Below are 12,420 nucleotides of genomic sequence, written 5' to 3' on the forward strand. Positions count from 1 at the left end.
GTCACCGCCTTCTCGTCATCCGCACGGCGACGAGCCGGGTCCGCCCGTTTATGGTCAGCAGCTCTCCCGACTCGAACAGGAGTTGCTTCGCGCCCTGGGGCAACTGGAAGAGGTCGCTCACCCGGCAGGCCCGACCGCCGACTTGGATGATGTCGCCCCGCAGAACGGTGGCGGCCGTGATCTCGCCGTTGGATGCCAGCGCACCCCCGGGGGCCCAGTTGCTCACCGCTTCACCTCCCGTCGCGTGGAGTGGTCCGGCGCGGGGTGGCAGGGGCAGGCGCACGTCTCGTAGATCACCGGCAGGTCGACCGGCGCAGGCGATGGCGACACTTCCGCACAGGCTGCGTGAGTGCCAACCCTGCATGCAGTCGACCGGTAGGCAGCAGCCCCGGTTTCCGATACATGGAGCTGTTGACGACGGGGCATTAGCGAGCACCTGCCAGAGCCGAGAACGCCTCATCCGACAGTCGCGGCGCCACGACCACCGAGCGCTGGCGGGCACGCTGCCGCTCCCAGGCCAGCACGTACGGACGGACGAGCACGTTGTCCTCGCCCAGGAGCAGGCGAAGGCGGTCAGCGGTGTCCGGCATCCATTCCGGGACGGCCGGCGGTTCTACGGCGAGCACGGGAGGCGTCGCCACAGCCGCTCGGGACGACGTTAAGTCTCGGCGGTGCCTGCCCTTGGGGAAGTACCGCGCTCTGGCGAGCGAGACGGCACGGCGGATACGGTTGAGCACGCTGCTCAGCTCCTATCGCTGATAGCTCGGCCCCCCGACATCGCCCGTTGTGGGGACCGCTTTGCGTACGACCGCCCAAAGGGTGCGGCCGTTCAAGCTGGTGGCGTGAAGCCCGAATCGATCGGCCTCCGCCAGCACGTCCAGGACCTCCCGCCATGACTCGGCGGAGAGCGATTCCGGCACCTCCGCCTCGACCGACGTGCACCGGTCGCGCTCCTCCACGCGTGTGGTGAGCCCGACCGCCGATAACCGGGCGGCGATGGCCTCCGCGCTCACTCGCGAAGCGGGCACAGGGAAGCCTCCGTCACTCGGCGATCACTTTGAGTGAAGCTAGTTAACTAGATTAGAGCTAGTGGACTAGATTTTCCATATGCCTGAGCAGCCGCCCTATCTCCGCATCGCCGACGAGCTACGGCAGCGGATCGCGGAGCACGTGTGGGAACCGGGGGACCGGCTGCCCTCCCGCGCGCAGATCGGCCAGGAGTGCGGCGTAGGCGAGAACGTCGTCCGCAGGGCTCAGGAGCTACTGATCTCCCAAGGCGTGTTGGAGGGCCGAGCCGGTTCGGGCACCTACGTCGCCGAGCCCCGGCAACGTGTGCGTGTGGTGCGGTCGTCGGCGCGTGAGCAGCCCGAAGGGTCGCCGTTCCGGGCGGACATGAAGGCCGTCGGCAGGCAGGGCGACTGGGAGAGCAGGACCGACGCCAAGGTGCCGGCCCCGGCGGAAATCGCCGCCCGGCTCGGCATCGCCGCGGGCGAGCTGTGCGTGCGGACCGCGTACGAGTTCCTGGCCGACGGCAGGCCCGTGCAGCTCTCGACCAGCTGGGAGCCGTACGACCTCACCGCCGGCACTCTCGTCGTCCTCCCCGAAGGAGGACCGCACGCCGGGGCAGGCGTCGTGAATCGGATGGCCGCCATCGGGATCACCGTCAGCCATGCCGTGGAGCAGCCCGAGCCCAGGCAGGCGACCGCCGAGGAGGCGTCACTCCTCGGGATTCAGAAGGCCGTGCTCGTCACGCACATCCGGCGGACGTACTACAGCGACCAGGGACGGCCGGTCGAGACTGCGGACATCGTGGTGCCCGCCGCGCACTGCGAGATCGTGTACGAGATTCCGATCAGCCGGGCGTAGGCGACCAGGCGGCAAGGCCCCTCACGGCATGCCCCAGCCGTGCCCCTTCCGTGCCCGATCGGCCGGGAAATCGCGGGGAACGGCGGTGTTCGGCGGGTAGCGCGCACGGCGACGGCCCCCGACCGTAATGCCTGGTCAGGGGCCGTCAACAACTGCGGTGGGTGTGGGATTTGAACCCACGGTGGCTTGCGCCACGACGGTTTTCAAGACCGTTCCCTTAGGCCGCTCGGGCAACCCACCCCCGCGCCGTCCCGCCTGGGGCGGAGCGGGTACAGCCTACCGGCACCGTTCGCCGCGCGGGGCCGCCTGCCAGGCTGCCTCGATCATCGGGAAGATCTCGTCGAGGGCGGTCTCGGGGTCGGGGGCCTCGCGGGACAGGGAGTAGGCGTCGATCACGAACCGCGCGAGGGTGCGGGCGGCGGTTTCGCTCCGGGTCAGGGTGGGGTCGGCGGCGAGGGCCGTGGCCAGGGCTTCCGCGTGGCGCAGGCGGACCGATTCGTCGTACTTCCGCAGGGCGGGGGACGCGTCGATCATGCGCCAGATCGGGGCGGCGCTGTCCGCGGTGCAGTGCCGGACCAGGGCCAGGACCTCGCGGCGCAGCGCGGGGATCAGCGGCTCGTGCGGCGCCCGGTCGGTGACCGCCCGGGTGAGGCGGTGCTCGAAGTCCTCGTCCTGCTCGAAGACCAGGGCCTCTTTCGAGGCGAAGTGGGAGAAGAGCGTGGTGACGGCCACATCGGCCTCGGCGGCCACGTCACGGATGCCCACCGCGTCGTACCCGCGTTCCAGGAAGAGCCGCAGCGCGGTGTCGGCGATCTTCTGGCGGGTCGCGGCCTTCTTGCGCTCACGGCGGCCCGACTGCTGCACGGTCATGAGCCGCAGGCTAGCAGGTACGGAACAATAACGGTTACAAAACGCTATCCGTTAGTGTTACGGTCGGCGCATGAAGAAAGTGAGCTTCGAGGAATTCGGTGGGCCGGACGTTCTGCGACTGGTGGACGCCGAGGAGCCCCACGCGGGCCCCGGTCGTATACGCATCGCCGTGCGGGCGGCGGGGGTGAATCCCGTCGACTGGCGGGTCAGGGAGGGGCAGGTACTGGGGGCGCATCCGACCGTGCTGCCCTCGGGGGTCGGGCTGGACGCCGCCGGGGTGGTGGACGAGGTCGGCGAGGGGGTCACCGGGGTCGAGATCGGTGACCGGGTGTTCGGCGAGGGCGCCGACACCTACGCCGAGTTCGCCGTGCTCGGGGCCTGGGCCCGGATGCCCGAGGGGCTGACGTTCGAGGAGGCGGCCGGGTATCCCTCCGTGGTGGAGACCGCGCTGCGCATCATCCGCGAGGTCGGCGTGCGGCCCGGGCAGACGCTGCTGGTCAGCGGTGCGTCGGGGGGAGTCGGATCGGCGGTGCTGCAGATCGCCCGGGAGCGCGGCATCAGGGTGATCGGTACGGCCGGTGCCGCCAACCAGGAGTACCTGCGCGGCCTCGGTGCCGTCGCCACGACGTACGGCGAGGGCTGGGTCGAGCGGGTGCGGCGGCTCGGCGAGGTCGACGCGGCTCTCGATCTGGCCGGTTCCGGTGTGATCCGCGAGTTGGTCGAGCTGACCGGGGGGCCGGAGAAGGTCGTCAGCATCGCCGATCTCGGGGCGCCCGAGTTCGGCGTCCGGTTCTCCGGCGTGGCCGGGAGCGTGCCGGCGGCGCTCGCCGAGGCCGTCGACCTGATCTCGCGGGGGAAGCTGCACATCCCGGTCGAGAAGGCGTACCCGCTCGCCGAGGCCGCGGCCGCGCACATCGACAGTCAGGCCGGTCACACGCGCGGGCGCCGGGTCGTCGTCGTGTGAGCCCGGTACCTGTGGGCCCGGGCCCCGACCCCTGACGCACGTCGCCACCGGGGCTGACCCCGGTGGCGACGTGGGCGGATCGTGAGGAGCGGTGGAGGCGGGTCAGTCGTCGCCGAGCTTCGAGCCCAGGGTGACCTCGGTCGTGTGCTGCTTGCCGCCGCGCTCGTAGGTGACGGTGACCTCGTCGCCGGGCTTGTGCGTCCAGATCTCGCCGATCAGGGTCGGACCGCTGTCGATCACCCGGTCGTCGAGCTTGGTGATGACATCACCGGGCTTGAGGCCCGCGTCGTCGGCGGGGCCGCCCTTCTCGACCGGGTCGGAGCCGCCCACGCCCTGCTCGGTGAGCTTGGCGCCGTTCGTCGTCTCCTCCAGCGAGACGGAGGCGCCGATCTTCGCGTACACCGGCTTGCCGGTCTTGATCAGCTGCTGGGCGACGAACTTCGCCTGGTTGACCGGGATCGCGAAGCCCAGGCCGATGGAGCCGGCCTGGCCGGTGCCGAAGCTGCCGTTGCTGGACGACTGGATCGCGGAGTTGATGCCGATGACGTTGCCCTGTGCGTCGAGCAGCGGGCCGCCGGAGTTGCCCGGGTTGATCGACGCGTCGGTCTGCAGGGCGCTCATGTAGGACGCCTTGCTGTCGGCGCTGCCGTCGCTGGAGGCCACGGGGCGGTTCTTGGCGCTGATGATGCCCGTGGTCACCGTGTTGGACAGGCCGAAGGGCGCGCCGATGGCGATCGTCGAGTCGCCCACGGCGACCTTGTCCGAGTTGCCCAGGGGCAGCGGCTTCAGGTCCGAGGGGGCGTTCTCGAGCTTGATGACCGCGACGTCGTAGCCCTGGGCGTGGCCGACCACCTCGGCGTCGTACTTCTTGCCGCTGGGGAAGGTCGCGCTGAGCTTGCCGCCGTCGACCGCCTCCGCCACCACGTGGTTGTTGGTGACGATGTGGCCTTCCTTGTCGAAGACGAACCCGGTGCCGGTGCCGCCCTCGCCGTTGCTTCCCTCGGCCTGGATGGTGACCGTGCTCGGCAGCGCCTTGCCGGCCACACCGGCGACGGTGCCCGCGTCGCGCTTGACGGAGCCGCCGGTGTCGGAGGCGGCGACCGTGGTGGAACCGCCGTCGTCGTTGTTCTTGGCCAGGGTGTAGCCGAGACCGCCGCCCAGACCGCCCGCGACCAGCGCGGCGATCAGGACACCGGCGAGCACACCGCCACGTCCGCGGCCCGGCTTCGGCGCCGGCTGCTGGTACGAGGCGCCCCAGCCGCCCGCTCCGCCGCCTGCCCCGTCACCGGGGCCTTCGCCGAAACCGCCGCCATAGCCGTGACCGTAGCCGTCGTGGCCGCCTCCGCCGTACACCGGAGTCTGGGCGGTCGTCGGAGCCTGGGCGGCCGTCGGGCCCTGGGCGGCCGGGGTGCCGGGCGGCGTGGGCGGGGGCCACGAGGCGTCGGGAGCCGTGGACCCTTGCGGGACCTCACCGCCCTGGGGTGCCTGGTGGCTGTGCGGTGACGCGTCCTGCGGCGCGGTCGGGGCCTCGGCGGGGGGAGCCGCCGGGGCGTCGGGGGTAGGGGCGGGCGCCTGGTGCGGGGCGGGCGGTGCGGGAGGCTGGGCGGAGGCAGCGGGAGCATCCACCGGCACGGGAGGTGCGGACGGGGCCGGGGGTACCGCGGTGCCCTCGTTCTCGGTGCTCACAGCTTCTCTCCTCGTTCCACGGCTGGTTGTCGCTCACCCTGGTCGCGCTCAGCCACGCTCACGCGCTGCTCCACGGTCCGGCGCGATGCGGATGTGCTGGTGCTTTTGTATGCCATCAGCTTTTCCCACGGGCCGTCAGAGCACCATAAGCGGTTGCTGTGGGTCTCCGACCATCCTTTATATGGGTCATCCAAGACTAAACGGACTCCGTACCGTTTCCGCCGATGGCACGTCTACCCGCCCGCGGTGGCACCATGACGCGGTGACCCACGCACGACAGCACCGGATTCAGGTCGTCGCCCACCGTGGCGCCTCCGAGGAGGCTCCCGAGCACACCCTCGCCGCGTACCGGAAGGCGATCGAGGACGGGGCGGACGCCCTGGAGTGCGACGTGCGCCTGACCGCCGACGGCCACCTCGTCTGCGTCCACGACTGGCGCGTCAACCGTACGTCGAACGGCCGCGGCGCGGTGTCCGCGCTGGAGCTCGCCGACCTCGCCGCCCTCGACTTCGGCGCCCGCCGCACCCGGGAGTTCTGGCGCACGCGCGACGAGCAGCCCGACTGGGAGCACCGGCCCGAGGACCGGGAGGAGACCTCCGTCTTGACCCTGGAGCGGCTGCTGCAACTGGTCGCCGACGCGGGGCGGCGCGTGGAGCTGGCGATCGAGACCAAGCACCCCACGCGCTGGGCGGGGCAGGTGGAGGAGCGGCTGCTGCTGCTCCTGAAGCGGTTCGGACTCGACGCCCCGGCCGCTGCCGAGGAATCCCCGGTGCGGGTGATGAGCTTCTCGGCGCGGTCGCTGCACCGGGTGCGGGCCGCCTCCCCGACGCTGCCGACGGTCTACCTGATGCAGTTCGTCTCGCCCCGGCTGCGCGACGGGCGACTGCCCGCGGGTGTCGGGATCGCGGGCCCCTCGATCCGGATCGTGCGCAACCACCCCGCGTACATCGAGCGCCTGAAGCGGGCCGGTCACCAGGTGCACGTGTGGACGGTGAACGAGACCGCCGACGTGGATCTCTGCTCCGACCTGGGCGTGGACGCCATCATCACCAACCGGCCGCGCGCGGTCCTGGACCACCTGGGCCGCTGATTCGTCCGCGGCCCTTGACCCGGCATCCCGGCCGCCCCATGCTCCAGTCTCGGCCACACCGACCAGATCCAGCCACCCGATTACGGGGAGTGCACCGGCGCGTTCGGTACGTGTTCGACCGTGTCGAATGCGTCACCGTGGGGCGAGCGGCCGGTTTCCGGCTCAGGGCGATGGGGCATCCACACCGTGGCGTGGGGCGAAGGAGGTCTCGGGGGTGGCGTTGGTGGTGGCACAGGAGGTGCCCACGTCGTCGAGCATGGCCGTGCCCCATGGCCCTGCGGGCGTGGGGGAAGCGAGACACCGCATGCGTGAACAGTTGCGCAGGGGCGGGGTGGCGGAATCGGTCATCGACGACGCTGTACTGGTCCTTTCCGAACTGCTGAGCAATGCGTGCAAGCACGGGCGCCCCCTGGGCGACGCCCTGGCCGGGGACGGCGACGTCCGGGCCGCGTGGCAGGTGGACGCGGGCGGCCGGCTCCTGGTGGAGGTCACGGACGGCGGCGGCCCGACCCGCCCGGCTCCGGCGACCCCCTCGGTCACCGCGCACGGCGGCCGCGGCCTGAACATCATCACGGCGCTCGCCGACGACTGGGGCGTACGGGACGACGCCCGCGGAGAGGTCACGGTCTGGGTCGTCGTCCACGACGACGTGCACGACCCGGAAGCCGGGCACCGGCGCGACGACTTCGCCGCCCGGATCTCGGCACCGGCGGTGTCGGAGATCCCCGGCCTGGACTTCGCGGACGCCTTCGAGGACCTGGGCTGACCCGTACGACGCCTCGCGGCGGTCCGGTGGCTCTGTATCGCGCCGGTCCGGCGGCGGTGTCTCGCACCGATCTCGTGGCTTTGGTCCGCGCCGGTCCGGTGGCGGTGTCTGACGCCGGTCCGGTGACGTCGCCGCGCACGCCGGTCCGGTGACGTCGCCGCGCACGCCGGTCCGGTGGCTTCGCCTCGCGCCGATCCGGAGGCTTCGGCCCGCGCCGCTCCGGCGACGCTGTACAGGGCCGGGCACAGCGGCCAGTTGTCCACAGGTGGCCCGTCGTCCACAAGGTCCCGACGGGCGGGGTGGGAACGGCTAGGCTCGCGCCCGTACGAGTAGAGCCGTAACCGGGAGACACCCACGATGGCCAAGAAGCGACCCCAGACGAAGGCCAAGCGGCCCCAGCTCGACGATGCCGAGATCCCGGTCGTCGGCGCCCGCGAGCCCTGCCCCTGCGGCAGCGGCCGCCGGTACAAGGCCTGCCACGGCCGGACCGCCGCGCAGGCCACGACCGCGCTGGTGCAGCGCCCGTTCGAGGGGCTGGCCGGCGAATGCGACTGGGTGGCGCTGCGGGAGCTGGTGCCGGCGGCCACGGTCGGGCTGACCCTGCGGGACGGCCTGCCCGAGGGCGTCCCCTCCGTCACGCTGGCCACGGTGCTGCCGATGGCCTGGCCGGCCCTGCGCCGCGACGACGGCTCGGTCCTGCTCGGCCTGCAGAACGACACGGCGTCGGGCGACATCAGCCGCGACCTCGCCGACACCCTCACGCGGGCGCTGACCGCCGAGCCGGGCACCCCGGTGCAGGGGCGCCGCGCGCCGGCCGACGGTCCGCGGCTCCAGGACCTGCTCGCGCCCGAGGGCGCGTTCGAGCCGGAGGTGCACTCGGGCTTCGAGTTCTGGGTGCCGGACCCGGAGAACGCCACGCCGGACGTCGCCGCCTCCCTGGAGCGGGCCAACGCCGCGGCCATCCCCACCGTCCGGCTGCAGAGCGTGGACGCCGCCTACTGGTGCGAGACGCCGGACAAGAACCACCTGCGCTGGGTCATGCCGCACGACGAGGAGCGGCTTCTGGACGCTCTTGCCCGGCTGCACGCCGCGGGCCGGTCGTCCCTCGGCGAGGGCACCCGCCTCGTCGGCTCCTTCCGCGCGCACGGCCTCACCGTGCCGGTGTGGGACCTGCCGAGCGAGGTCACCGCGCAGGACATCGAGAAGCCTGCCGCGGAGTTCGCCGAGCGGCTCGCCGAGGCCCTGGCCACGGACGCTCCGCTCACGCACGACGAGCGCCGGGCGCGCGGCGGCCTGACCAACCGGCAGGTGACCCTCAGCTGACGCACCTCCGTGCGGGCCGCCCCCGGCTGACCGACCGGTCAGCCGGAGCGGTGCCCCGTGGACGGGTGACTCCGGTCACAACTCCCGCTGGGGACAAGCCAGTCGGTGACCGGAAAACAGGAGATCGAATTTGCTAACCGCCGATCTCTTGTTACCGTTCCAGTAGCCCGGTTGCTGGTGCATCCCCCGTCGCCAGCAACCGGGTCTTTCCATGCGCCCGGTCGCACACTCACCGCAGTCGCCCGTCAACTCCCCGTCCCCGCAGGGGGGTTGCCGACGCCAGCGCCGTCGTCCGCGCCGCTCCCGGCACCCCGGCCGCTCCCACCGCTCCCGGCGCGCAGCAGCAGCGGCCCGTATCCGGCCCGGTGCGCGAACTCCGCGACCGCCGTGTACCCCGCCAGGCCGCCGCCGCTCACGCACTCGGTGTCCTCCGGCGGCGTCTCGCAGGTGCCCGGCGCGTCCTCGACGCCCACCGCACAGCTGCTCCGCACGCTGCGTCCGTCGGGCCCCATGAGGCTCAGTACGGACTCGAGCGGGCCACCTGTGGCGTTGCGGTAGTAGGTCCGCGCCCAGGTCTCCGTCCCCCGGGCCAGGACACAGGTCTGCGCCTCGACACCCGCGGGCGAGGTGAGTTCGGGGCCGCAGCGCGCGGCCAGTGCGGGGCCGGGCGGCAGCGGTGAACGGGCGGCCGGTGCGAGCCCCTCCGTGTCACGGTCGACTCCCCCCGATCCCGATCCCGATCCGGAGTTCGATTCCGGGCCCGATCCGGCCCCGAGCCCCAATCGGTCCCCCGCCCCCGCCGCAGAGGCCGACGCCTTGCCGTCACCGCCCCGCGCGAGGAGCGGCACGGCCCTCGCGACCTCGGCGTCCGCGTCGCCCGAGGGCCCCGCGGACGCCACCGCGAACGGCAGTACGACCGCGCACACCACTACACCCGCGAGCCCGTACAGACGGAACCGCCGACAGTCCGGCCCGCGGTGGCACAACCCTGCGCGGCGCGGCCCGACGGCGCGGTGCTCCCCTGCGTGAAGCGGCATGCCCGGACGATAACGACCGAGGGCGGGCACGGACTCCCGCGCTCGCCGACACCCCTACAACTCGGGCGCGCTCACACCCGTACGAGTGAGGGCGTCGACCACCGCGTCCACCACGGCCTCCACGTCGGGCACCCAGGGCGAGGCGGAGCCGGGCAGCGGCGCCCGCTCCCAGCGGACGGCACCGGCGCCGGTCTCGGACGGGGGCAGCGCGAGATAGCCGCCCTCGCCGTGGAAGCGCAGGGAGCCGGGGACGAAGTCCTTGGCGTAGAGCAGCTCGCCCAGCTGCTCCAGGGAGTACGGCCTGACCAGCAGCGACCAGCGGGTGGGCGAGGCGACGACCGGGCCGAGCCGCAGCCCGGCGCGGTCGAGCGCGGCAAGGGCGTGGGCGGCCGGCAGGGCGGGCAGGGAGACGGCGCACGGGGCGCCGCCGCCGGTGGCCATGACGATCGGCGCGGTCGGCCGGTTGGACCACCACCAGCGCACCATGCGCGCATCGGTGGTCGCCGCGAGGAGACCGGGGTCGAAGGGATGTGCGCCTGGCACCGTGCAGTCGGGGTCGGGGCAGCCGCAACGGGACCGCGCCCGCGGATCCGCCGCCGCGCCCGGGAGTACGGGCCACTGCCATTGTGTCGCGTAGGTCAGGGCCGCGCCGATCAGCTCAGGCTGCCCGTCGTCGTGCTGGGACAGGAGCCTGCGTCGCCTTCCGAGGATCTCGCGCATGAGCGCTCGTTCCTTTCCGTTGCACGCCTGGCAACACCGTGGTCACTTCACACCATGTGTCGATCTCTTCGCTGTGCGTTGCTGGTGGCGCATCACACCCCTGCCGAGAAACGTCCCCACGGGGGCACGTCTCCGCCAAGGGCAAGGGAAACCCCTGTGGGTCGAGCACTGACTGCGTCCGTGACGGTTCCGGCCACTGCGTTTATCAAAGGCATGGCGTGGCGCGGGGGTGGCGAAGTCTGGCGTTTTGCCGTCGCGCGTATTTCTCTCCGCCTCCGCCACGGGAGGATGGGGCACGGTCGTCGGTGGATAGGACGCCCGGGTCCGTCGCCGGGTTCCAGGTGGCCCCCAACCACCCCGGCCTTCTCCGAGTACGTACCCATCACGACCGCTGTGACGCTCCGTGAAGCACCCCCAGTCGACCGCAACAAGGCGTCCTCTAGGGCAGTTTCAAGCCAATTTCGCTTTTCCGCAAGGGGTCGGGAAGGAGGCCGCTCCCACCCCATGGACACCAGGAATCCCAGCAGGACAATGCTGGACATCCCCTCACGAGTGCGTGTACATGTGGAGACACTGCTAGCGGCGCAGAATGACATGGGGGTTGCGATGCTTTTGAGCAGTAAGCGCCGGTCGGAAGGCCGGACGCCATGAACGCCCCGCACCCTGCGAAAGTGGCCGGAATCGATTCAACGGTTCCATCCCCCGCACACACTGTCGCGTCCGCCGCCGCGGGCACCCCCCAGGCGGCCGAATCCCCCACCACCGACGCCGCGGCCGTCACGGACGACTCGGGCACTCCTGGTGCCCCCGGGGCCCTGCTCCAGGACCGGCTCGCCGGCTGGGTCTCGGACCTCACGACCCTGCACGAACTGACCGAACGCCTGGTCCGCACGGGCACCCTCGCCGACGGACTCCAGGAAGTACTGCGCGCCGGAGCCGCCCTGGTCGGTGCCCGGCGCGGGCTCGTCGTGCTGGAACCGGCCGACGGACTCGGCCCCGGCACCACCGTCGGCCTCGGCCTCGCCCGCGCCGACCTCGGCCACATCGAGACCGTGCCCCGCGGCTCCCTGCCCTACGGGCGGATCCTGGACGGACTGCCGGTCGGGCAGGACGGCATCGCGGAACCCAACCTGTTCGCCGAGAAGTCCCTCGACCCCCGCCACCGCGAGGTCGCCACCCGCCTCGGCTACGCCGCCTGCTACACACTCCCCCTGTCCGCCGAGGGCACCGGGCGCCTCGGCGCCGCCGTCTGGCTCTACGACGAACCCGCCGAACCGGGGGAGCGGCAGCGCCACCTCGCCGGTCTGTACGTCCGGTACGCCACCGCGCACCTGGCACGCCTCCTGGAGGTCGAGCGCACCCGCGCGTCCATGGCGACGCTGGCCGAGGAGTTGCTGCCCTCGCGCCTGCCCCGGGTACCCGGCGTGCAGCTCGCCGTCCGGCACCGCACCGGTCCCTCGGGCGGGGGCGACTGGTACGACGCCCTGCCGCTGCCGGACGCCGCGCTCGGCCTCGCCGTCGGCTCCGTCACCGGGTCGGGGTCCAGCGCGGTCGCCGCGATGGGACGGCTGCGCGCCTCGCTGCGGGCGTACGCCGTGATGGAGGGCGAGGACCCGGTCGCCGTCCTGTCCGACCTGGAACTGCTGCTGCGGCTCACCGAACCGGCCCGTTCGGCCACCGCGCTGTTCGGCTACTGCGAGCCCGTGCTGCGCCGCATCACCCTGGCCGGGGCCGGGCACAGCCCGCCCCTGCTGATCGGTCAGCGGCGCACGGAGTTCGTCGAGACCTCCGTCTCCGCGCCGCTCGGCATGCTCGCCTGCTGGGAGGCGCCCAGCGTGGAGCTGCAGGCCGAGCCGGGAGAGACGGTTCTGCTCTACACCGACGGGCTGCTGCACCGCACCGGCGATCCGGCCGACCGCGCCTTCGCCCGGCTGCACGCGGCGGCGGCCGGCGTCCCGCGGGCCGCACGGCAGGACCCGGACGCGGTCGTCGAGCACGTCCTGCGCACCGTGCTGCCCGACGGGAAGGCGGAGGCGGACTCCGAGGAGGACGTGGTTCTGCTGGCGGTCAGGTTCGAATAGCGGTCACTGACGCCCCG

Annotated in this window: 12 protein-coding genes and 1 tRNA gene; 6 read left to right on the forward strand and 7 right to left on the reverse strand. The window is 72.4% G+C overall.

What is annotated here, in order from left to right:
- Nucleotide 1 precedes the first annotated feature (1 nt).
- Both ACGH52_RS19005 and ACGH52_RS19010 read right to left on the reverse strand, forming a co-directional pair.
- A complete protein-coding gene (locus ACGH52_RS19005) occupies nucleotides 2-226 on the reverse strand; it encodes a hypothetical protein (RefSeq protein ID WP_399940896.1) in 225 nt (74 codons plus the stop codon).
- 523 nt (nucleotides 227-749) lie between these two features.
- The gene (locus tag ACGH52_RS19010; protein ID WP_399940899.1) at nucleotides 750-1,028 is read right to left on the reverse strand and encodes a hypothetical protein; all 279 of its coding nucleotides are present in this window, start codon (nucleotides 1,026-1,028) and stop codon (nucleotides 750-752) included.
- Nucleotides 1,029-1,107: 79 nt separating this feature from the next.
- Between ACGH52_RS19010 and ACGH52_RS19015 the strand changes: the two genes are divergently transcribed.
- Nucleotides 1,108-1,866 (forward strand): GntR family transcriptional regulator, encoded by a 759-nt coding sequence (locus ACGH52_RS19015; RefSeq protein WP_399940902.1) that lies wholly within the window; start codon nucleotides 1,108-1,110, stop codon nucleotides 1,864-1,866.
- A 155-nt stretch (nucleotides 1,867-2,021) separates the two neighbouring features.
- On the opposite strand, the gene ACGH52_RS19020 is transcribed toward ACGH52_RS19015, so the two are convergent.
- Together ACGH52_RS19020 and ACGH52_RS19025 are read right to left on the reverse strand one after the other, a co-directional pair.
- Nucleotides 2,022-2,106 (reverse strand) — tRNA-Ser (locus tag ACGH52_RS19020).
- 36 nt (nucleotides 2,107-2,142) lie between these two features.
- Nucleotides 2,143-2,736 carry a TetR/AcrR family transcriptional regulator gene (locus ACGH52_RS19025; RefSeq protein ID WP_399940905.1) on the reverse strand — a complete coding sequence of 198 codons (594 nt, stop codon included), beginning with the start codon at nucleotides 2,734-2,736 and terminating at the stop codon, nucleotides 2,143-2,145.
- Nucleotides 2,737-2,806: 70 nt separating this feature from the next.
- Between ACGH52_RS19025 and ACGH52_RS19030 the strand changes: the two genes are divergently transcribed.
- A complete protein-coding gene (locus ACGH52_RS19030) occupies nucleotides 2,807-3,700 on the forward strand; it encodes an NADP-dependent oxidoreductase (RefSeq protein ID WP_193777526.1) in 894 nt (297 codons plus the stop codon).
- Between the two features lie 102 nt (nucleotides 3,701-3,802).
- Here the strand turns inward: ACGH52_RS19030 and ACGH52_RS19035 are convergent, their stop codons facing one another.
- Nucleotides 3,803-5,386: a S1C family serine protease gene (locus ACGH52_RS19035; RefSeq protein ID WP_399940908.1), complete on the reverse strand. Its 1,584-nt coding sequence runs from the start codon at nucleotides 5,384-5,386 to the stop codon at nucleotides 3,803-3,805.
- Between the two features lie 262 nt (nucleotides 5,387-5,648).
- Between ACGH52_RS19035 and ACGH52_RS19040 the strand changes: the two genes are divergently transcribed.
- The 3 genes from ACGH52_RS19040 to ACGH52_RS19050 all read left to right on the forward strand — a co-directional run bounded on the left by ACGH52_RS19040 (nucleotide 5,649) and on the right by ACGH52_RS19050 (nucleotide 8,565).
- Nucleotides 5,649-6,476 (forward strand): glycerophosphodiester phosphodiesterase, encoded by an 828-nt coding sequence (locus ACGH52_RS19040; RefSeq protein ID WP_076975280.1) that lies wholly within the window; start codon nucleotides 5,649-5,651, stop codon nucleotides 6,474-6,476.
- Nucleotides 6,477-6,603: 127 nt separating this feature from the next.
- A complete protein-coding gene (locus ACGH52_RS19045) occupies nucleotides 6,604-7,242 on the forward strand; it encodes an ATP-binding protein (protein ID WP_399940911.1) in 639 nt (212 codons plus the stop codon).
- Nucleotides 7,243-7,599: 357 nt separating this feature from the next.
- Nucleotides 7,600-8,565 (forward strand): DUF5926 family protein, encoded by a 966-nt coding sequence (locus ACGH52_RS19050; protein ID WP_123625212.1) that lies wholly within the window; start codon nucleotides 7,600-7,602, stop codon nucleotides 8,563-8,565.
- 245 nt (nucleotides 8,566-8,810) lie between these two features.
- Here ACGH52_RS19050 and ACGH52_RS19055 read toward each other — a convergent pair whose 3' ends face one another.
- Both ACGH52_RS19055 and ACGH52_RS19060 read right to left on the reverse strand, forming a co-directional pair.
- Nucleotides 8,811-9,602 carry a hypothetical protein gene (locus tag ACGH52_RS19055; RefSeq protein ID WP_399940915.1) on the reverse strand — a complete coding sequence of 264 codons (792 nt, stop codon included), beginning with the start codon at nucleotides 9,600-9,602 and terminating at the stop codon, nucleotides 8,811-8,813.
- Nucleotides 9,603-9,656: 54 nt separating this feature from the next.
- On the reverse strand, nucleotides 9,657-10,322 hold the full coding sequence (locus ACGH52_RS19060) for a bifunctional DNA primase/polymerase (protein ID WP_076975276.1): 666 nt from the start codon (nucleotides 10,320-10,322) through the stop codon (nucleotides 9,657-9,659).
- A gap of 647 nt (nucleotides 10,323-10,969) precedes the next feature.
- Here ACGH52_RS19060 and ACGH52_RS19065 point away from each other — a divergent pair.
- Nucleotides 10,970-12,403: a PP2C family protein-serine/threonine phosphatase gene (locus ACGH52_RS19065; protein ID WP_399940918.1), complete on the forward strand. Its 1,434-nt coding sequence runs from the start codon at nucleotides 10,970-10,972 to the stop codon at nucleotides 12,401-12,403.
- Nucleotides 12,404-12,420 lie beyond the last annotated feature (17 nt).

This window comes from Streptomyces sp. BBFR25 (genome assembly GCF_044590125.1).
GTDB classification, from domain to species: Bacteria; Actinomycetota; Actinomycetes; order Streptomycetales; family Streptomycetaceae; genus Streptomyces; species Streptomyces canus_D.